Genomic DNA, 20245 nt, shown 5'->3' on the forward strand with positions numbered 1-20245 from the left:
ATCGTCGCGCGTCGAAGCGGGTCGGGGACCCGCGCGCAGTCGGGGGTCGACAGGGGGCGCGCAGCCCCGGGGACGATCAGCCTCTGCGCAGCTGCTCGAGGCGCGTGAGGCGCGCGAAATCGGGGCTCGGCCCCGCGCCCGCGTGCTGCGATCGGAACCACGCGAGGTAGCCGTCGAGCACCGCCTTCGCGTCGGGGAACGCGTCGAGATCGACCTCTTCGATCCGATCGATCACGTCATCGCTCAGCATCATGCCCTGGCGGCGATGCAGCGTGAGCACCCACGCGACCCACTCCGAGCCGCCGACGAGCCGCGCGAGGCGCACCGCGAACTGCGCGATCATCGACACGTGCGCGGGATCGAGGCGCTCGCCCGCGGCGAGGCGCTCGTCGACCTCCTTCGCCGCGCGACGCATGAGCCGCTCCGCCTCGAGCGCCTTGCCCGACGCGAGCGCGCGCTCGATGACCTCGCCGAGCAGCTGGAACGTCCAGCTGCGCTTCGGCTCGACCATCACGCCGCTCATCGTGTCTTCTTCGCTCGCCGGCGGCGCACCGCAGTGCGGGCACTGCGGCGAGCCCTCGGGGTACGGCGTGTTGCACGAGTGGCAGACCCGCATGTACCCGGTCGGACGCGCCGCGCGCTGCTCCGCGCGCACCACCGCGAAGACGAGCTCCTGGGTGCCGATGCGGATCCGGTCGCCCTCGCGGAGCACCTGCTCGCCCTTGATGAGGCGGCCGTTCACCCGCACGCCGTTGCGGCTGCCGAGGTCCTGCACCGTCGCGGTGTCGTCGTGGATCACCACACGCGCGTGACGACGCGAGATCAGCGGATCCTCGATGGTGATGTGACAATCCGGGCTGCGGCCGATCACCACCTCGGGGCCGACGAGATCGAACTCCTGTAGCAGGAATCGCAGCCGAAAACGGGGCACAAGCACCTCGAGCGCGGCCTGCAGGATAGTTCAGCGCGACTTCGGGGGTAAAGACGAAAACCCGCGCGGAGCTCCGCGCGGGTCTCGTCGTTCCGGACGCTGATGCGTCGCGTCAGAGATCCATGCCGGCGAACGGATCGTCGGGATCGCCGCGGCGCTGCGACGAGCCCGATCCGCTCGTCGACGCGCCCGAGCTCGACGACGAGCTCGATCCACTCGACGACGTGCTCGACGCGGTCGCGGCGCCCTCGGCGGGCGCGTCCTGACGACGACGGATCTGACCGGTGATGCGATCCGCGACGTCCGCGTGGCGATCGCTCGCGCTCTCGCTGCCGCCCGGCTGCGCATCCTCTTCGCGCGTCACCGAGTCGACCAGCGCGTGGCCGTCACCACCGCGCTGCACGGTGTGCGTGCGCAGCTGCGGGAGCTGCTGCAGCGTCCCCTTGTCCTCGAACACCAGGCAGAAGAACCCGTAGAAGCGGGTCTGATCGATCGCGCGCAGGCGCGTCGACGTGTCCTGCCACTCGATCCACTGCGCGGGCGCCCTGCCCTCGACGAGCGCGCCGCTGCGCTGCACGCCGCGACCGAAACGGCCCTGGATCGCCTCCGAGAACTGATCGAACGTCGCGCCCGCGAACACCGACGCGTCGAACGCCTGGAAAACCTTCCACAGGCGGTCGTTGATGAAGAAGTAGAAGCGCTGCGAGTGCGTGGCCTCGTCGCGCCAGAGCATCATCGACTCGTTGTTGCCGTGCGTGAACTCGTCGCGGATGAACGCGGTGTCCCAGCCGCTCGCCTGACCGCGGAAGCGCACGTAGCTGGAGCGGAGACGGCGCGTCTCCTCCTGCATCTGCCCGCGCAGGCGATCCTCCTGGATCGCGTCGGTGCGCGCCGCCTTCTGCAGGCGCTCGCGGTAGCCCGTCTCCACCTGTCCCTTGAGGTGGTTGAAGGTCTCCTCGGGGGTCATGCCCCAGCGCAGGTCACCGAGCGCCGGCGCGATGGCCGCGCTCTGCGGCGCCTCTTCGGGCGCTGCCGCGGCCGCGCCACGACGGCTGCCTCGACCTCGACGCCCGCGCTGCGCCTCCGCGTCCTCCGCGACGAAGAGCGATGCCGCGATGCTCGCGACGCAGCTCACGAGCGCGAGACCGACCAGAAGCCTTCGACGATGCGACCGCATCCCGTCCTCCGTCGCTCGCGGCGGTGAGTCCGCGAGCCATGAACACACCTCGGCGCGGCAGCATACACGCCGTCGCGCGCGTGAAACAGCCCCGTGCCCGCGTCGGCCTGCGACGAAGCGCACGAGGACGAGATTCATGGACCCGCGACGCCGCGCGGGATTGGCCGTCAATTCTGGACAGGAGTGCTCGCACGCGGGGGCGCGCACGGGAGCGCGCATCGCGCGCGGACGGAAGCGACCGACGTGGGCGAGCCGATGGTCAATTCCCGAGGCCGCCGACCGCGCCGCCGAAGAACGGGAACAGGTTCGCGAGGTCCTCGTCGTCGAAGCGCAGCATCGCGCCGAGGAAGATGTCGACCGTCCTCTCGTTCAGGAAGTCGTCGACACCGCCGAGGATGTAGAGGCTCGACACCAGCTCGAACGACGCGCGCACGCGCACGCGCGGGAACTGCGAGTACCCGAACTGGAAGATGTCGGCGTTGATCTCGAGCCGCTCGTCGAAGAAGTTCAGATCCACGCCGAGACCACCGCTCGACTCGAGGATGCCGAAGCGGAACGTCGCGAAGTAGACGCGCTGCGCGAGCATCAGCGTGAACACCAGCTGCTCGCTCGTGGTGATGCGCGTCTCTTCGTAGAACTCGGGCTCGCCCTCGGGCGGCGGGCTGCGCCGCACCTGCGTCGTCGTGACCGTCGTGCGGCCGCGCGGATCGTCGATCAGCTGCACGAGGAAGTAGCGCCCCTCGCGCGGCAGGATGCGGATGGAGAAGTAGTTCTTGAACGTGTTCGCGAGGAAATTGTACTCGCTGCGCAGCTCCATGATCGTGCGCAGGCGGACGAAGCTGCCGAGCACGTCGCTGACGCCCTCGACCGTCGTCTCGACCTCGTCGATCAGGTGCTCGTCGGTGGTGAGCCGGCCCAGCGTTCCTTCACCGGCCGCGGTGCGCTCGGTGATCTCGCCGACGTCCGCGAGCACCAGCTCGAGCTGCTCGCTCGCGCGGTGGATCGACGCGATGGTGTCGTCGACCTCGCCGACGCCCTGATCGATGTCGGCCTGGTTCGCCTCGACGACCTCGCGGATGTCCTCGGTGACGCGCTGGATGTCGCGCAGGATCTCCTCGAGCAGCGGGCGCGCGTCGGCGGTGATCGCCTCGATGTTCTGCAGCGTCGCGCCGACCGACTCCTCGTTCGCGCGGATCGTGCGGTTCACGGCCTCCAGCGCCTCGGATAGGTTCCGTAGCGCGCTGGCCATCTGTTGGCCCGCTTCGTCGGTGCCGAAGCTTCGTTCGAGCTGCGCGGAGACCGCGCGCACCGAGCTCGCGATCGCACCGACGTCGGTCATGATGTCGCCCATCCCCGGCGTCTCTTCGACGACCATGATCCGATCGCCGTCGTGGAGGCGCGGCTGGGTCGGGGTGCCGGGATGGATCGCGAGCAGGTACTCGCCGAGGAGCGATGCCGAGACGCGACGCACGCTGGCGTCCTCGTAGAGCTCGACGTCGTCGTCGATGACCATGTCGACGCGCGCCTGCGCGCCCTGGAGCGTGATGCGCTCGATGCGGCCCACGGTGATGCCGGCGATCGTCACGCGCGACTTCGTGATCAGGCCTTGAGCGTCGTTGAAGAGCGCGTAGACGCGATAGCCGCCGCCGCGCGAGCTCGACTCGTCGACCGCGCGGTACACGAGGAACGCCGCGACGAGCGCTGCGACGACGAGCGCCCCGACACGGGCGGCTTTCAGCTGATCGCGCATGCGGGAAGGAAGCGGAGCAACTCTATTCTACTCCGCCGCGAGCGTCGCCTTTGCGGGCACGCGACTCGAGCAGGTGGAGCACCGCGGGCAGTGCGAGGAGCGACGAGATCAAGCACGTCACCTCGCCGAGCGACATCGCGAGCCCGAACGAGTTGAGCGCGCGGTTCGCCGACGTGTAGAGCGAGATGTAGCCGATCAGCGTGGTGAGTGAGCAGAGGATCACCGCGCCGCCGGCGCCCTCCAGCGCCGCGCGCACCGCGCTCACGCCGTCGCCACGCGCGTCCTTCTCCTCGAGGAAACGCTTCACGTAGTTCACGCCGTACTCGACGCCGATGCCGAACGTGATCGGGAACGCGATCATGTTGAGGAAGTTGAGGCGCGCCCCGGTCGCCGCGAGGAGGCCGGTCATCCAGAGCACGCCCGCGAACATCGAGACGAGCGCGAGCACGCGCTCGCGCTGCCGCCGGAACGTGAAGAGCAGGAGGATCATCGTCGCCAGGAACGACGCGCCGATCGCCTGCGGGCCGTCCTCGAAGATCGTCTGGAGCAGATCGGAGAACACGACCGCGACCCCGGCCACCGCGGGGCGTGCGCCGTCCTCGGTGCGCGCCGAGCGGACCGCGCTCGACCACTCGATCATGTAGCGGCCGTCCCACGTGTCGCGGCCCTCGGCGTGCTCGACGAACACGAGGCGACCGAGCGTTCCGTCGCGCTCCATGAAGGGGCGCGACACGCTCGCGGGCAGATCCTCGACGCGCACCGGATCGACGCGCTCGGGCGGGAGCTGCTCGTCGATCTGTCGCCGTCGCGCCTCGCTCACGTAGGGCCGCACCTCGAGGAGCAGCCGCCGCAGCTCGCCGATCACCGGACGCTTCGCGTCCTGATCGCGCGGCATCAGATCCTCGATCGTGCGCACCGCGCCGATCACGTTCGGATGGTTCTCGCCGTAGCGCTCGAGCTGCGCGCGCAACGACGCGACGTCGTCGCGGGTGGGCGCGAGGATCGCGAGGGCGCTCCCGGTGCGCGTCTCCTCGACGGTCTCGCCCATCCACGCGTTGACCTGCGACACGCGGCTCTCCTCGCCGCGCTCCGCCTGAAGATTGCGGAAGTCGTACTCGAGCGGATCGCCCGCGACCGCGAGCCCCACGCCGATCGCCGACACGATCGAGAGCACCGCGCACACGACCAGCATCGCGCGCGGACGATCGAGCGCGAGCTTCGCGAAGAGCACGCCGTACACGCCCTTGAGGCGCTTCTCGCTCTCGCCGAACACCATCGGGCGCCAGCGCTCGGTGATCACCACGAGCACCGGGAGCACCGCGTACGCGGCGACCCAGCAGAGCATCATGCCGAGCGCGCCGATGAACCCGAAGTCCCGGAAGCCGCGGTAGTCGGTCACGAGCAGCGAGCCGTACGCGAGCGACGCCGCGAGCGCGGCGGCGAACGTGCCCGCCCACGTGCCCTCGTGCGTCGCGCGGATCGCGCTCGGCACGTCGCGCCCCGCGCGGCGCTCCTCGAAGTAGCGGCCGAGCCACATGACGCTCGAGTTCACGCCGTTGCCGACGATGATCGAGCCGAGGAACGCGCTCGACGCGTTGAGGTAGTCGACGACGAGCTCCGCCGCCGCGAAGGTCACGAGCGTGGGCGCGATCAGCGTCGCGAGCAGCAGCGGCGCGGCGCGCCATCGCATGAAGAAGACGAAGATCGACGCGAGCAGCAGGACGACCGTCACGATCGTCGAGTCCTGCACCGCCTCCTTGAGCGCTTCGTTCTCCTCGCGGACGTCCATCAGGTCGCCGCCGTAGTCGATGCGCAGCGTGCCCGACTCCCAGCCGACGCTCGTGCCCGCGCTGCGCGACGCGCTCGCGCGCGTGCCCCGGACGTCGTCGGCCTCGCGCTCGATCGCGGCGATCAGCCGATCGATCGCGCCGCTCTCGCCCCCGCGGATCCCGGTGCGCACGAAGAGGAAGACGATCGCGCGCTCGGGGTGCTGGTAGAAGCCCTCGGGGAAACGATCCATCGCGCGGCGCGCTTCGTCCGCGTCGCGCTGGATGCGATCGATCACGGCCTCGGGATCGGGCGGCGCCTCGTCGCCGAGATCGATGAAGAACGGGTTCGCGCGCGCGCGCTCCCAGTCGAGCCGCTCCTGCAGCGCGTCGCGGATCGCGACGAGATCGTCGAGATCCGCGTAGAGGTGGCGATGCGCCGAGACGAAGCGCTCGAAGTCCGCGACGTTCCAGTCGACCGACGCGACCTGGAGCGCGTCCATCCCCTCGATGCGGGGCGCGAGCGCACGCGCGAGATCGCGCGCCTCGCGCACGTCGGCGCCCTCGCTCGCGGTGATCGCGAGCGCGAGCGTCGAGGTGCCGCCGAAGCGCGCGCGGATCTCGTCGAGGTCGCGCACCGACTGCGCGTGCTCGGGCAGCAGCGCCTGGAAGTCGCTGTCGAGCTCGAGCTGCGCGACCAGCGGCAGCGCGCCGATCGACAGCAGCAGCGCGACGACGACGAAGCCCCACGGCCGCGCGTGCTGCGCGCGCGCGACGCGCGCCCAGCTCATCGCGCCCTCAAGGCTCGACGGTCGCGCCGTCGTCGACCGCGACGTCGGCCGGGCTCGCCTTCCACAGTGCGCTCACGATCAGGCACGTACCGGCGAGCGAGAACTGGCAGATGCGCGCGACCAGCGCAATGCCGATGGCCCGCGCCGCTTCGTGCTCGAGGCCCAGCGCGGGCGCGAAGAGGCGATACGCGCCCTCGGTGATGCCGACCTGGTTCGGCACCATGTCGCCCATGCCCGCGCCCACGAGGTGGATGCCCTGCGACACGAGCGCGCTCACGATCGTGAGCGAGCCACCGACCGCGAGCAGGATGAGCCCGTACTGCAGCGTCTGGAACGCACGCCCGATCGCGGTCGCGACGATCGCGGGCGACCACGGCGTGTCCTGACGCAGCGCCGCATCGAAGCTCGTCCCGTGCGCCGCGAGCATCGGCACGCGACGCCCGAGCCACTCGCCGAGCGACGACTTGCGGCTCGCCAGCACGATCGCCCCGCCGATCACCGCGGTGATGAGGCCGTTGCCGATGATCGCCCAGAAGAGCGGGCTCTCCGCGACCGGCACGTCGACCGCGAGCGCGACGCCGATCGCGCACGGGATCGAGATGATCGTGTTGCCCAGCAACGTCGCGGCCTGGAGGCGCGTCGCCGCCGCGGCCGCGCGCGCCGCGCCACCGACGTACGGCGAGAGCCCGGCCGCACGCGCGACCTCACCGCCCGCGCGCCCCGCGGGCAGCAGCTGCATCACGCCGTACTGCAGGAACGCGGTGCGCACCCACACCGCGACCGGCACGCGCCTTCCGCGCTCGCCCATCAGCCCGCGCAGCGCGACCACGTCCATGCCCATGAAGCAGCACTCGAGCAGCACGATCAGCGGGATCCACGGGCCCGCCTGCACCAGCGTCTCGAGCACACGATCGGGCCCCGCCTCGCGCACCAGCAGCACGACCGCGGTGACGCCGAGCACGAAGAGCAGCGCGCGCCCGATCCGCTTGATCCAACGCCAGCGCGCGCTCCCCTGCTTCTCCGTCGAGCCGGCGGTCATCGAGGGCGCTGCGGGATCCGAATCGGGCGCGCTCATCTCGGCTCGTCAGCCCTTCGCGACCTGCACGAGATCGGCGCGGTGCTCCCAGATCTTCCGGAACGCGTCGGCGTACGCGTCGACCGTCGCCGCGTCCTGCGCGATCAGCGGGCACGTCTGCGAGAAGAGCACGATCGACGAGTCGAGCAGGCGACGCGACGTCGGGAAGTTCTCGGCGCCATAGTTGGCCTTCACGCGATCGAGATCGCCCGCGCTCCACGGGAAGCCCTTCCCGTAGCCGCGCAGATCCTGGAACACCGGGTACGCAGGCATCGGATCGCTCTGCCACATCACGACCTCGCAGCCTTCGGCCGCGAGCGCCTTGCGCACCGCATCGCGCATCTCGGTCGGGCTGAGATCGACGCCCGCCGCGACGGGATCGATCCATACGCGGTACTTATGGAACACCGTCGTTCGATTCGCGGGAACGATGGGAGGCGTGACGCCCGGCAGCTGCGCGAGCGCCTTGCCGAGCCGCAGCCCGTTCTCCTGCGAGCGCGCGGTGCGCTCCGGCAGCTTGCGCAGCTGCGCGCGCGCGAACGCGGCCATCATCTCGTTGCCGCGGTACATCGAGCCGATGCCGGTCGAGACGTGCGTGCTGCCGTCGAGCGGACGCTCCGCGTTCCACTTGCCGGTGCCGACGCGCGCGAGGTTCTGCGCGAAGTTGCGGATCTTGTTCGCACGGTCGAGCGCGTCCTCGTCGTTCGTGACGTAGACGCCGCCCTCACCGGCCGAGAGGTTCTTGCTCGACTGCAGCGAGAACCCGCTGCCCGCGTCGTAGGTGCCGACCTTCTTGCCGCCGTAGGTCGCGCCGTGGGCCTGCGCCGCGTCCTCGATGATCGCGATGCCGCGCGGCTTCACGATCTTCGCGATCGCGTCGAGATCCGCCGGCATGCCGTGCACGTGCACCGGCATGATCGCCTTGGTACGCGGCGAGATCGCGGCCTCGAGCTTCGACGCGTCGAGGTTCCCGTCCTCACCGACGTCGACGAAGATCGGGATCGCGCCCTGCGACACGATCGCGAGCGCGGTCGCGACGAACGAGTACGCGGGGATGATCACCTCGTCGCCCTCGCCGATGCCGAGCGCGCCGATCGCGACCTGCAGCGCGCTCGTGCCCGAGTGCGTGAGCAGCGCGTGCTTGGCGCCCTGGAACGCGGCGAACTCTTCCTGGAACGCGCGCGCTTCCGGCGCTTCCGAGCCGCTCATCACACCACGATCGAGCACGGCCATCACGGCCTTGCGGCAGTCGTCGTCGACGACCGGCCACTTGCCGTGTCGATTCCGATCGATCACCGGCGACCCACCGAGAACCGCCAACTTGCTCATCGAGACCTCGTTCCGGGGCTGGAGAGACGAACGGGCCCGTCCACGATGACGCAGACGGGCCCGTAATTCACGGCGAGCTGCGGAGAGCTCGCTATCCGATCACTTCTTGTCCGCGTGCTCGCGGCACCACTTCATGAGCATGCGCTCCTGCTCGAAGACGTCGTGCTCCGCCTTCTCGCCCTCGCCGGTGTACGGCGACTTGAAGTAGATCGAGAGCTGGCGCTGGATGCCCTTCTCGCCGCGCGCCTTCGCGACCTCGACGAGGCGGACCATGTCGAGGACCAGCGGGGCCGCGAGGATCGAGTCCTGGCAGAGGAAGTTGATCTTCATCTGCATCGGCACGCCGCAGAAGCCGCCGATGTCGATGTTGTCCCAAGCTTCCTTCGCGTCGCCGCGGGGCTTGTAGTAGTGGATGTGGACCTGGTGGTTCTCGACGCGGTAGCCGACGATCGAGTCGAGCACGGCCGCCTTCGACAGCACCTTGGTCTTGTTCGACGCCGGGTTGTCCAGCACGAGACCGTCGTTGTTGCCGAGGAAGTTGACCGAGTACCAGCCGACGACCTTGAGGTTGCGCAGGCGGAACATCGACGCGAGCGCCGTCTTGAGCAGCGTCTGGCCGGTCTTGCCGTCCATGCCGCAGTACGGGTTGCGGAGCTCGTTCGCCTGCTCCTGCAGCGCCGGGATGTTCGTGAGCGACGGCGCGAAGTTGCAGTACGGGACGCCGAGCTTGTTCGCGACGTAGAAGTAGCGCATCGCGGGCGCGATCGCCGAGTGGTTCTCGTCGAGGCCCTTCTCGAACGCCGCGAGCGTCTTGTGGACGTCGAGGAGCTCCTGGTAGCGCTCGGTCGACGCGAGGTTGACCATCACCACGGTCTCGCAGTTGTTCGCCTTCTTGAAGTCCGTGATGGTCTTCTCGATGTGGGCGAGCTCCTCGCGGAAGTTCTTGACCTTGACGATGTTGTCGCCCTTCGCGTTCGCGGCGTACTCACCGCTGAACACGGCCGGCCACGGCTTGATCGCCTGGAGCTTGTCCTTGACCTGATCGAGCTGCGCGTCGGGCAGCACGCCGTGGTGCTTCGTGGCCGCGTAGACGTCGCTGAACTGCAGGTCCCAGCCGCCGAAGACGATGTCCTCGAGCGCCGTGAACGAGAGGTGGTCGAGGATCTGCTCGCCGGGCGCGGGGTTGCCGGGCTCCGTGAGCATGCCGACGCGCGGCACCAGGCCGCGGACCATCAGCTCCACACCCGCGATGACGGTGGAGGCGACGGCGCCGTTGACGCCGACGATCACGACTCCGAGCTTCTTACCCATGTCTTCTTCCTCTGTTCCTTCTCTCGCGTACTTCGTTCGTGTTCGCGGCGTCGAGTCTTCGCGAAGACCGCGGTCACCGGTGAGAGCGAGCGGCGTGCTCGCGAAGGCCCGGGCGCAGCCTTTGGCTCGGCTGCGGGCCCGTGCTTGGCTCGAAAATCAGCTCTGCACGTAGGTGCGCAGGAGCTGCTTGCGCTCGTCGTCGAGGATGCGCGGGAACTTGCTCTGTACGCTGGTGTTCCCGATGTCCTTCATGAAGCGCTTCACCGAGCCGGGCGGCAGCGCGACGAGCTCGGGCGCGAAGATGCCGACGTCGTCCTTGCGGTGCTCGCGGTAGACGCGGTTCTGCTGGCAGAGACCCTCGTCGAACGCGCGGGCGAACGCCTGCAGATCGGCGGGGGCGTGGCCCGGCTCGAACTCGGCGAAGAGCACGTAGCGCGAGCGCGCGGTGCCGTTCACGCCGACGTCCGCGGCGCAGCCGTAGTCGACGGTCGTCGCGGGGATCGCGGTGAGCGCGTGCTCGACCGCGCGCTGGATCTCGACGTGCGTCGTGAGCTCCTGCGTCGTCGAGAGGCACCCGCTGACGCGGCCCGCGAACTCGACGCGATACGGGTCGGTCGACGTGAAGCGCACGAGATCGCCGAGGCGATACGAGTAGAGACCCGACACCGTCGTGACGTGGATCGCGTAGAGCTTGTCCTTCTCCACGCCCCAGAGCGGCACGCGGCGCGCCCACGGCCCGATGTTCGTCAGGTCGCTCGCGTCCTCGACCGGCACGAACTCGTAGAACACGCCGCGATCCGGGATCATCAGCATGCCGCGCTCACCGCTGTGATCGCTGCACGCGAAGATGCCGCCCTCGGTCGCGTTGTAGGTGTCGACGAGCACCACGTCGTCGCGGCCCATGCGCTCGCGGATGACGGGCATGTACGGATCGGCGCTCACGCCACCGCCGACGAGCACGCGCAGGTTCGGCCAGAGGTCGCGCACCGAGTCGGCCTTGCGACCGCGACGCGCCGCCGCCGCGAGCAGCTTGTCGAACAGGATCGAGAACCAGCAGGTCGTGCCCGCGACCGCGCGCACGTCGTGATCGAGGTAGCGGTCCGCGATGCGCTCGAGCTTGTAGTCGTAGTCCGCGATCTCGCGGATCTCGGGCTCGGGGATCTGACAGACCTTGGTGAAGGCGGGCATCTTCACCGACTGCAGCGACGGATTCGTCGTGATGAAGACGGGGCCTTCCTTGCGCATCGTCGTCGGCGGGAAGAGCCCGAGCGTGTAGCCGCTCGTGAAGTCGTCCTCGCCGCGCCAGACGAGATAGCGGTACATCGAGTCCGCCGCGCTGCCGCGCTGGAACGCGACCTGGCGCTCGGCGATCGGGAGGAACTTCGGCTTGCCCTTGGTCGAGCTGCCGCTCGAGTTGCCGAAGTACTTGATCTTCTCGGGGACGAGGATGCCGGTCTCGCCCGTGCGCATCGCCTCGAACGCCGGCGAGTGCGAGTCGTAGTCGCCGACCGGCACGCGCGCCGCGAACTGCTCCCACGAGCGAATGTCGGCGAAGCCGTGGCGACGACCGAACGTCGTGTTCTTCGCGTGGTCGACGATGCGGCGCAGCTGCTTGGTCTGCACCTCTTCGACGTTGCGCAGCGCGCGATCCCAGAGCGCGACGCGCACGCGGGCGGCCATGAGGAGCGCCTGGCCGACGCTGCGCGGGTACGCGCTGCGCTTCAGCGCGCGCGGGGCCTGGTGATCGACGGGTCGCGTGTCCACGTGGTGGCCGTTGGGCACCTTGGTCCCGTGCAACGAGGCTGACACCGCGCTCGAATCGGACACCGCGCTCGAATCGATCGTGCTGCGTGCTTCCATCTGGCCCTCTCGGCTCTGCCCTCTAGAGGCGCTGCCCTTCTCGAGGCCCGGGCGGCGCGCGGGTCTAGCCCCACCGGCGCGAATGCGCCAACCGTCTCGGTCCTGTCGACGCCGCGCTCGAACCACGAGCGATCAGCGCAATGCCCAAGAATCCGCCCGCAAGAAAGCGGGCGACTATCCCATTTCTCCGGGTCTCCGCAAGTGAGGCCCCGCGCGATGCTCGACCCCGTCGATCGGCGGCAGCGACACGTCGCCCGCGAGCGCGCGCGACAGACGAGCGTGCAGGCGAGCGTTGCTCGCGAGGATGCGACCGGCGTCGAGCGCGACCGGCGATCCGTCGAAGTCCGTGACCAGGCCGCCCGCTTCGCGCACGAAGAGCGTGCTCGCGGCGACGTCCCACGGCTTCAGGCCGAGGTCCCAGAACGCGTCGTACGATCCGTCGGCGACCATCGCGATCTCGATCGCGCCGGCGCCGCAACGTCGCACGCCGTGCGTCGCCGCGTCGAGCGCGAGGAACGCACGGTAGTTGTTGTCGCCGCGGCTCGCGCGCCAGGAGGGAAATCCGGTCGAGAGCAGCGCGTCGTCGAGCAGCGTGGTCTGCGAGACCTGGCAGCGCGCGCCGTTGCGGGTGACGCCGCCGCCGCGCGTCGCGCACCACTCGAGCGAGAGCGCGGGCGCGATCACGATCCCGACGACCGGCTCGCCCTCGTGCACGAGCGCCATCGAGACACAGAAGAAAGGATGCCCGTGCGCGAAGTTCGTGGTGCCGTCGAGGGGGTCGACGAACCACACGAGCGAGCCGCCCTCCCCTCCGCCTTCTTCGCCGACGATCGCGTGCGACGGGAAGCGCGCGCCGAGCTGCTCGCGGATGAGCGACTCGCTCGCGAGGTCGGCGTCGGTGACGAGATCGCTGCGCGACTTCGATCGCACCTCGGGGGTGCCGCGCCATCGGTCGGCGAGCACCTTCGCCGCGGCGCGCGCCACGGGCAGCGCGTCGCGGAGGATGGTCTCGAGGTCCTTCGAGTCGAGCGTCATCGGGGAGTCGCGGCGCTCATCAGCAACGGACGGGCCAGCGATCCGGACACGCGTACAGTGCTCGGAGGTGTGCGCATTTTTCGGCTGATCGGCCGGAAATTGCTCCGTCGCCCGACGAAGCGCGGGGTCCACAGTGTGAAACCCCGGCGACGTGGAGCGCGTCACACGCGAAAGGCGCTACGCACAAGCGCGCAACACACTTCGCACTTTGCAAGTCCGCAGGTCGTGGCGTCCCGGATTGGGAGTCCATCGTCCTCGTCGTGACGGTGCGCGTCTCGCTCGCTACCCTCGCGCGCGATGATCTCCCGGTTTCGTGCGGGTGCGCTGGTGCTCGCGATCGCGCTGGGCTGCACCGAGGATCTCCAGCTCGGCGGCCTCTGCTCGTACAACAGCGACTGTCCGTCGGGGCTGGTGTGCGGCTTCGGGCGCTGCCGCGCCGAGTGCCAGCAGAGCGTGGACTGCCCCGCGGGCGCAATGTGCCTGGTCGACGAGAGCGGCGTGGGATCGTGCTCGGTCGTCGAGGACGCGTGCGAGCGCGACGCCCAGTGCCAGGGCGGGCTGCGCTGCGCGCTGGGCCGCTGCGTGAACGGGTGCGAGGATGACGGCGACTGCGCGCAGGGCGATCAGTGCTGGAGCGTGCCCGCGCTCGACATGGCGATCTGCGTGGACCCGCGCGCGCGACCGGAGGCCGGGATGCCCGTCGAGCTCGACGCGGGCGTCGATGCGAGCACCGGTGACGACGACGACGCGGGCGCGGACGGCGGCTCGAGCGACGCGGGGATCGACGGTGGAACGTGCCGAGGACCGGGCTGCGATCCGGTGCGGCGCGTCGGGCTCGGATGGCAGCACGCGTGCGCGGTGACCGAGGCGGGACGCGTGTGGTGCTGGGGACGCGACGTCGCGGGCGAGAGCTCGGGCGTGCGCCCCGACACCGCGGAGTGCGGCGTCGAGTACTGCCGCACCCGTCCCATCGAGGTGCGGCCCTTCGAAGAGGGTCGCCGCGCCGTCGATCTCGCGCTGGGCGACAGCTATTCGTGCGCGCTGATGGAGGACGGCAGCATCCAGTGCTGGGGCGCGCGGCCCACGCCCGAGCCGCTGTCGCGCACGCCCGCGCTCGTCGAGCTCCCGCCGAACGGAGAGCCGGTGCGCGATGCGATCGCGATCCGCGCGGGACGCAGTCACTTCTTGTTCGAGCTCGCGGCCGGGATCTACGGCGCGGGAGACGGAACGCGCGGCGAGCTGGAGGGCGCGGACGGACCGACGCCGGTGCGCATCGACGATCGCCCGACGTCGAGCCGCTTCGGCGCGGGCGCGTTCTTCAGCTGCTCGGTCGAGAGCGGCGTCGCGTCGTGCTGGGGATCGAACCGCTTCCGCCAGCTCGGTCGCGCCGAGCCCGCGCCGGCCGACGACGCGTTCGATCCCCAGCCCGCGCCGGTCGAGTCGATCGGGATCGGGCCGGTGATCGATCTCGTGGTCGGTGGTCAGCACGCGTGCGCCGAGGACGCGGACGCCGTGATCACGTGCTGGGGCCACTCGCGCGACGCGACGCCGACGCTCGCAGTGCCCGCGCGCGTGATCACCGGTGGCGCGGTGCTGCGCGATCTCGCGAGCGCGTCGAGCGCCGATCATCAGCTCACGTGCGCGCGCAGCGACACCAGCCCGTCGCGCGCGTACTGCTGGGGGCGTCCTTCGTCGTTCTTGCGCTTCTATCCCGAGGGCACCCTGGACACGACCCGCGCGGTCGCGATGTGGCCGACGATGCTGGGCGACGTCGCGCAGGTCGCGACCGACGGCGGGACGGGGTGCGTGGTGAGCGACGGAGACGTGCTCTGCTGGGGAGACAATTCGGCGGGTCAGCTCGCGCAGGGCGACGGCGCGGGACACAGCGGACCGGTGCGCGTGCGCTGGTGAGAATTCCTCGTTGATTCCGCCGCGCGCGCCCTTGCGGCGCGCGCGAGCGCCGTGCTAGGCAGCCCGACCGACGATGTTCGAGACCTTGACCAAGGGGTTCCGCGCCGCGCGGAACCGTCTCGCGGGCCTGACCGAGCTCACCGAGGAGAACCTCGAGCCGGCGCTCCGCGACGTGCGCCTCTCGCTGCTCGAGGCCGACGTCGAATTCGGCGTCGTGAAGCGATTCCTCGGCCGCGTGAAGGAGTCGGTGATCGGCGAGACGATCACCAACGAGGTCGAGGCCAAGGGCAAGAAGCTCAAGATCGGCCCGGCCGAGCGCTTCATCAAGGCATGCCAGGACGAGCTCGTCGGCATGATGAAGAGCGAGGGCCCGGCGATCATCCACGCCAAGGCCCCGCAGCCGACCGGCATCATGATGGTCGGTCTCCAGGGCTCCGGTAAGACGACGACCACCGGCAAGCTCGCGCGCCTGCTCGAGTCGCAGGGGAAGAAGCCCCTCCTCGTCGCGGCCGACGTGCAGCGCCCGGGCGCGATCGAGCAGCTCAAGGTGCTCGGCGAGCGCCTCTCGATCCCGGTGTTCTCGATCCCCGGTGGTCGCCCCGTCGACATCTGCACGAAGGCGATCGATCACGCGCGCAAGCTCAAGCGCGACGTGATCATCTACGACACGGCGGGCCGTCTCGCGGTCGACGAGCCGCTGATGGTCGAGCTCCAGCAGATCAAGACGAACACGAAGGCGGAGAACGTCTTCATGGTCGTCGACGCGATGATCGGTCAGGACGCCGTGAAGACGGCGGCCGCGTTCCACGAGCGCCTCGGTCTCACCGGCGTGGTGATGACGAAGCTCGACGGCGACGCGCGCGGCGGCGCCGCGCTGTCGATCCGCGAGGTCACGGGCGCGCCCGTGAAGTTCGTCGGCATGGGCGAGGGCCTCGACAAGCTCGAGGAGTTCCGCCCCGAGGGCATGGCCAGCCGGATCCTCGGCTTCGGCGATGTCGTCGGCCTGATGAAGGACTTCGAAGGCGTCGTCGACCAGAACAAGGCCGAGCAGGACGCGAAGCGGATGCTCGAGGGGCGCTTCACGCTCCACGACTTCCTGGAGCAGATCCGCATGCTCCAGAAGATGGGCCCGCTGCAGGACCTCTTCGAGAAGCTGCCCTTCTTCGCCGACAGCGTGCCCGAGGGCTTCCAGGTCGACGAGAAGGAGCTCAAGCGCGCCGAGGCGATCGTCAGCTCGATGACGAAGCGCGAGCGCGTCGAGCCCGAGCTGTTCGCGAAGGACAAGGGCCGCATCCTTCGCGTCGCGAAGGGCTCGGGCCGCACCGACAAGGAGGTCGTCGATCTCCTCCAGCGCTTCTCGTTCATGAAGCAGATGATGGGCGACATCGGCCAGCAGGCCGGGTTGCTCCAGCGCCTGCCCGGCATGAAGCAGATGGCGATGTCCAAGCGCCTCAACGAGATGGTGCGCACCACCGGTCTCGAGGCGAACCCGATGATGTCGTCGCTCGCGGATCAGCTGCTCGAGGCGGCGGTCGCGGGCGAAGGCCCGATGGCGGCGATGATGCGCGGCGCGGCCGGTCCGAAGGCGATCAAGCCCGGCGACAAGACCAAGAAGAAGCACCTGCGCAAGCTGCAGAAGCAGGCGCGCAAGAAGTCGCGCAAGTGATGTGAGCGCGGGGCTGCGAGCTCCGCGCGAGGAATCGAGATCACGATGAAGAAGAGCGTCCTCGTCTTCCTTGTCGCTTCGCTCGCGATCGCGTGCGTGGAGCAAGCGCCCGAGCTGAGCGCGGCGGAGCGCGAGCAGCTGCGCGAGAACATCTCGCGCGAAGCGCCGCACCCGCAGCACGAGCTCGACATCAACTTCGAGAACCGCGTGCGGCTGATCGGCTACGACGTCAGCACCGAGACCGTCACGCCGGGCCAGGCGTTCACGATCACTTGGTACTGGCACGCGCAGCGTCAGCTCGACGGCGGCTGGCAGATCTTCACGCACCTCGCGGACGGGCGCGGCGAGAACCGCGTCAACGAGGACACCAACGGTGTCGTGCGCCAGCTCTACCAGCCGGGCCGCTGGCGCGAGGGCGAGTACATCGAGGACCCGCAGACGATCACGCTGCCGGCCGACTGGGGCTCGGATCAGGTCGTCTTCTACCTCGGGCTCTGGAATGGGCCGCACCGCCTGTCGATCTCGCGCGGTCCGAGCGACGGCGAGAACCGCGCGCGCGCGGCGCAGCTGAGCGTCGCGACCGGGCCCACCGCCCAGGCCGCGCCGGAGCGCCCCGCGACGCCGCCGCCGTCGATCCGTGCGCAGCACGCGACGGGCGGCGTGCGCATCGACGGCCGGCTCGACGACGCCGCGTGGCAGGTGCCCGCGTCGACGGGGTTCGTGAACACGGTGACCGGCGCGACGGGCGACGTGCGCGCGACGGTGCGCACCCTCTGGGACGCGCAGAAGCTCTACGTCGCCTTCGAGGTCGACGACACGTTCCTGCGCAACACGCTCGAGGGCCGCGACGCGCACCTCTGGGAGCAGGACGCGGTCGAGATCATGGTCGATCCCGACGGCGACGGGCGGAACTACTTCGAGCTGCAGGTCTCGCCGACGGGCGAGGTGTTCGACACGCGTTACGACAGCCGTCGCGTGCCGGGCCCGATCGGTCACGCGGACTGGAACGCGGCGATCGAAGCGAGCGTCGCGACGCGCGGCACCGCGAACGACGACGCGGACGACGAGGGCTACAGCGTCGAGATCGCGATCCCGTGGAGCAGCTTCGTCGCGCCCGACGGCTCGGCGATGAGCGCGCCTCCCTCGGAGAGCACGTGGCGCATGAACTTCTACGTGATGGACACGACGCGCAGCGGATCGCGCTCGTCGGGTTGGTCGCCGACGCTCGAGCGCGACTTCCACGTGCCGGCGCGCTTCGGTCGCGTGACGTTCGCGCCGGCGCCGGTCGCGGCGGCCGAGCCTGCGGCGGAAGCGGCGCCCGCGCCGACCGCGCGCGCGATCCAGATCTCGCCCGAAGCACAGCGTCAGCTCCAGCGCGCGATCGCGGCGGGCTCGCGGCCCTCGGCCGAGGCGGTCCGCCGGCACGGGCTCGAGCCGCTGCCGCAGCAGTGAGTCAGCAGAAGTCGCCGCCCGACGGCGAGATGATGCGTCCCGGATCGATGCCCGACTGAGCCAGCACGCGCGACCAACGCTGCTCGGGATCGACGTCGAACACGATCGACGGATCGAGATCACCCGGCAGCCACGCGCCCTGGCGGAACTCCGCGTCGAGCTGTCCCTCGGCCCACCCCGCGTAGCCGAGCGCGAGCATCGAGCGACGCGGCGCGCCTTCGCGCGCGATGCGCTCGAGCAGCTTCCGCGACGCGCTCACCGCGAGCCGATCGTGCACGACGAGCGCATCGTCGAGATCGGCGCGCGGCGCATCGTGGGGATCGAAGAGGATCCACCCCGACTGCGGTGCGACCGGCCCACCCGTGTAGATCGGCAGCGAGTCGCCCGCCGACGAGTCGAGGCCGAGCGCGTCGACGACCTGACCGAACGAGAGCTGCGATGGGCGGTTCACCACGAAGCCCAGCGACCCGTTCGGCCCGTGCTCCACCAGCAGCACGACACCACGCGTGAAGTTGGGATCGCGCAGCGTGGGCATCGCCACGACGAACCCGGGCGCGAGATCGTTCTGCACGAGGTCCGATGCTGCCAGAGCCGCGCGACGGATGTCGAGCGCGCGCGAGCTCTCCTCGTGCTCGAGGAGCGCCCGCGCGCGCCGGCGTGCACACGCGATCAGCGGATCAGGTTGCGCTCTTCCGCCTCGGTCTTCGCGCGGTCCTTCGCCACCTTCGCGCCCTCCTTGACGGAGTCGATCGCGACGTGGCGCGCCTCGTCGGCGATGCGTCGCGCACGACCGAGGACCTGCTGGCGACGGTCACCGAGCAGACGATCCTCGCGCCGCGTGTGCGGCAGCGCGAGCCCGAGCCCGATGCCGGCGAGCAGCGCGATCGCGCCGAACGCGATCGGGTTGGCGTCGAACGCCTCGTTGCTCGCATCGCGCGCACGATACGCGCGCTCGCGCGAGCGCTCCGCCATGACGCGGCTGCGATCCCGCGAACGCGTCGCGAGCTCCGACGCACGACCCCTCATGTCCTCGCTGAAGTGCGACGCGCGACCCCTCATGTCCTCGCTGAAGTGCGACGCGCGACCTCTCATGTCTTCGCTGAAGTGCGACGCACGCTCGCGCGCGTCGTGCGAAGCAGTCGAGAAGCGACCCTTCACGTCGCGCGCTCTGCTGCCCACGCGCTCGCGCGCGACCCGCGCGCGCTCCTTCGCGTTCTTGAGCCCGTTGCTCGGGACCTCGCCGTACGTCTCGGCGGGCGCCACCTCGGTGCGCATCGAGCTCGGAATCGGGCCCATCACGCCGGTCGCGTAGTCGATGGTCTCGTCGACCTCGATGTCGACGTCGAGATCGACCAGCGGCTCCACGTCGAGCTCCTCGCTCGCACGCAGCGGACGGAACGTCTCCCACACGAGCCAGCCCGCGCCGAGCCCGATCATCGCGACCGGGATCGGGTTCGCGCGCACCGCCGCTCCGAAGTCGGTGCCGACGCGCGACGCGTTGGACCTCACCAGCGTCGCGGTCTCGCCCACGCGCTCCGCGACTCGATCGCGCGTCTCCATCGCCCGCTCCTTCACGCGATCACGCGTCTCGAACGCGCGCTCCTTCACCGTGTCGCGGACCGTGGCGCGCGCGTACTCGGGCGTCAGCTTGCCCTCGATCGCGTCGATCTCCGAAGAGATGCGCTGCCGCGTGTCCTCGATGTCCTTCCGGATGTCGTCGATGTTCTCTTCGTTGTCGCTCATCGCACCGCCTCCCGCACCATGCGGACGTCGTTCTTCACACTTCGGATCGACTCCCTCGGCGCGAGATGCTCGCTCTGGAGCCGGTTCTTCCCGATCACCATCGCGGTCACACCGGCCGCGATCAGCACGAAGCCGACGAGCAACGCCGCGAGCCACGCCGGCATGACCAGCGCGAGCCCCAGGACGATCGCTGCGGTCAGCGAGAGCAGCCCGAGGTAGGCGATCATGCCGCCCGCGCCGAGCACGATGCCCTGACGCTGCGCGGTCGAGATCTTCTGCTCGGTCTCCGCGCGGAAGAGCTGCGCTTCCTTGCGGATCAACGTCATCGAGTCGTTCGAGAGATCGCGGAGCAGCTGGGTCAGCGAGCGATCCTGGATCGCGCCTCCGTCGCCGGTGCTCGTGATCGCCTCGCGCGTCTCGTTCCCACGCGTGTAGACCTCCACGGCGT

Annotated in this window: 15 protein-coding genes; 3 read left to right on the forward strand and 12 right to left on the reverse strand. The window is 69.9% G+C overall.

Annotation, left to right across the window (positions count from 1 at the left end; all coding sequences use genetic code 11):
* Positions 1 to 76: 76 nt before the first annotated feature.
* The 9 genes from I5071_RS14395 to I5071_RS14435 all read right to left on the reverse strand — a co-directional run bounded on the left by I5071_RS14395 (position 77) and on the right by I5071_RS14435 (position 13190).
* On the reverse strand, positions 77 to 931 hold the full coding sequence (locus I5071_RS14395) for an FHA domain-containing protein (RefSeq protein ID WP_236606023.1): 855 nt from the start codon (positions 929 to 931) through the stop codon (positions 77 to 79).
* Between the two features lie 112 nt (positions 932 to 1043).
* The gene (locus I5071_RS14400) at positions 1044 to 2108 is read right to left on the reverse strand and encodes a hypothetical protein (protein WP_236606024.1); all 1065 of its coding nucleotides are present in this window, start codon (positions 2106 to 2108) and stop codon (positions 1044 to 1046) included.
* Between the two features lie 259 nt (positions 2109 to 2367).
* Complete coding sequence (locus I5071_RS14405; RefSeq protein WP_236606025.1) at positions 2368 to 3858, reverse strand: MlaD family protein; 1491 nt, start codon at positions 3856 to 3858, stop codon at positions 2368 to 2370.
* Between the two features lie 22 nt (positions 3859 to 3880).
* The gene (locus I5071_RS14410; RefSeq protein ID WP_236606026.1) at positions 3881 to 6415 is read right to left on the reverse strand and encodes an efflux RND transporter permease subunit; all 2535 of its coding nucleotides are present in this window, start codon (positions 6413 to 6415) and stop codon (positions 3881 to 3883) included.
* Positions 6416 to 6422: 7 nt separating this feature from the next.
* Positions 6423 to 7490: a flippase-like domain-containing protein gene (locus I5071_RS14415; protein WP_236606027.1), complete on the reverse strand. Its 1068-nt coding sequence runs from the start codon at positions 7488 to 7490 to the stop codon at positions 6423 to 6425.
* Between the two features lie 9 nt (positions 7491 to 7499).
* A complete protein-coding gene (locus I5071_RS14420; protein ID WP_236606028.1) occupies positions 7500 to 8819 on the reverse strand; it encodes a DegT/DnrJ/EryC1/StrS family aminotransferase in 1320 nt (439 codons plus the stop codon).
* A gap of 99 nt (positions 8820 to 8918) precedes the next feature.
* Complete coding sequence (locus tag I5071_RS14425) at positions 8919 to 10130, reverse strand: inositol-3-phosphate synthase (RefSeq protein WP_236606029.1); 1212 nt, start codon at positions 10128 to 10130, stop codon at positions 8919 to 8921.
* 156 nt (positions 10131 to 10286) lie between these two features.
* Positions 10287 to 11894 carry a GH3 family domain-containing protein gene (locus tag I5071_RS14430; protein ID WP_236606030.1) on the reverse strand — a complete coding sequence of 536 codons (1608 nt, stop codon included), beginning with the start codon at positions 11892 to 11894 and terminating at the stop codon, positions 10287 to 10289.
* 270 nt (positions 11895 to 12164) lie between these two features.
* Positions 12165 to 13190 (reverse strand): inositol monophosphatase family protein, encoded by a 1026-nt coding sequence (locus tag I5071_RS14435; protein WP_236606031.1) that lies wholly within the window; start codon positions 13188 to 13190, stop codon positions 12165 to 12167.
* A gap of 132 nt (positions 13191 to 13322) precedes the next feature.
* Between I5071_RS14435 and I5071_RS14440 the strand changes: the two genes are divergently transcribed.
* The 3 genes from I5071_RS14440 (at position 13323) to I5071_RS14450 (ending at position 18054) form a co-directional block, all read left to right on the forward strand.
* On the forward strand, positions 13323 to 14936 hold the full coding sequence (locus I5071_RS14440; protein WP_236606032.1) for an RCC1 domain-containing protein: 1614 nt from the start codon (positions 13323 to 13325) through the stop codon (positions 14934 to 14936).
* Between the two features lie 73 nt (positions 14937 to 15009).
* Complete coding sequence (ffh, locus tag I5071_RS14445) at positions 15010 to 16602, forward strand: signal recognition particle protein (protein WP_236606033.1); 1593 nt, start codon at positions 15010 to 15012, stop codon at positions 16600 to 16602.
* A 45-nt stretch (positions 16603 to 16647) separates the two neighbouring features.
* Positions 16648 to 18054: a carbohydrate-binding family 9-like protein gene (locus I5071_RS14450; RefSeq protein ID WP_236606034.1), complete on the forward strand. Its 1407-nt coding sequence runs from the start codon at positions 16648 to 16650 to the stop codon at positions 18052 to 18054.
* A 1-nt stretch (position 18055) separates the two neighbouring features.
* Here I5071_RS14450 and I5071_RS14455 read toward each other — a convergent pair whose 3' ends face one another.
* The 3 genes from I5071_RS14455 to I5071_RS14465 all read right to left on the reverse strand — a co-directional run bounded on the left by I5071_RS14455 (position 18056) and on the right by I5071_RS14465 (position 20240).
* Positions 18056 to 18625, reverse strand: coding sequence for a YqgE/AlgH family protein (locus I5071_RS14455; RefSeq protein ID WP_236606035.1), 570 nt, complete (start codon positions 18623 to 18625; stop codon positions 18056 to 18058).
* A 98-nt stretch (positions 18626 to 18723) separates the two neighbouring features.
* A complete protein-coding gene (locus tag I5071_RS14460; RefSeq protein ID WP_236606036.1) occupies positions 18724 to 19797 on the reverse strand; it encodes an apolipoprotein A1/A4/E family protein in 1074 nt (357 codons plus the stop codon).
* Positions 19794 to 20240, reverse strand: a complete 447-nt coding sequence (locus I5071_RS14465) for a phage holin family protein (protein WP_236606037.1) — start codon at positions 20238 to 20240, stop codon at positions 19794 to 19796. Before I5071_RS14465 ends, I5071_RS14460 begins: the two co-directional genes overlap by 4 nt.
* Positions 20241 to 20245 lie beyond the last annotated feature (5 nt).

The sequence above is a fragment of the Sandaracinus amylolyticus genome (genome assembly GCF_021631985.1).
Lineage (GTDB): Bacteria > Myxococcota_A > Polyangia > Polyangiales > Sandaracinaceae > Sandaracinus > Sandaracinus amylolyticus_A.

Coding starts and splice junctions, on each gene's coding strand:
- I5071_RS14400 (WP_236606024.1), bottom strand. CDS start 2,108: ATGCGGTCGCATCGTCGAAGGCTTCTGGTCGGTCTCGCGCTCGTGAGC.
- I5071_RS14405 (WP_236606025.1), bottom strand. CDS start 3,858: ATGCGCGATCAGCTGAAAGCCGCCCGTGTCGGGGCGCTCGTCGTCGCA.
- I5071_RS14410 (WP_236606026.1), bottom strand. CDS start 6,415: ATGAGCTGGGCGCGCGTCGCGCGCGCGCAGCACGCGCGGCCGTGGGGC.
- I5071_RS14415 (WP_236606027.1), bottom strand. CDS start 7,490: ATGAGCGCGCCCGATTCGGATCCCGCAGCGCCCTCGATGACCGCCGGC.
- I5071_RS14420 (WP_236606028.1), bottom strand. CDS start 8,819: ATGAGCAAGTTGGCGGTTCTCGGTGGGTCGCCGGTGATCGATCGGAAT.
- I5071_RS14425 (WP_236606029.1), bottom strand. CDS start 10,130: ATGGGTAAGAAGCTCGGAGTCGTGATCGTCGGCGTCAACGGCGCCGTC.
- I5071_RS14440 (WP_236606032.1), top strand. CDS start 13,323: ATGATCTCCCGGTTTCGTGCGGGTGCGCTGGTGCTCGCGATCGCGCTG.
- ffh (WP_236606033.1), top strand. CDS start 15,010: ATGTTCGAGACCTTGACCAAGGGGTTCCGCGCCGCGCGGAACCGTCTC.
- I5071_RS14450 (WP_236606034.1), top strand. CDS start 16,648: ATGAAGAAGAGCGTCCTCGTCTTCCTTGTCGCTTCGCTCGCGATCGCG.
- I5071_RS14460 (WP_236606036.1), bottom strand. CDS start 19,797: ATGAGCGACAACGAAGAGAACATCGACGACATCCGGAAGGACATCGAG.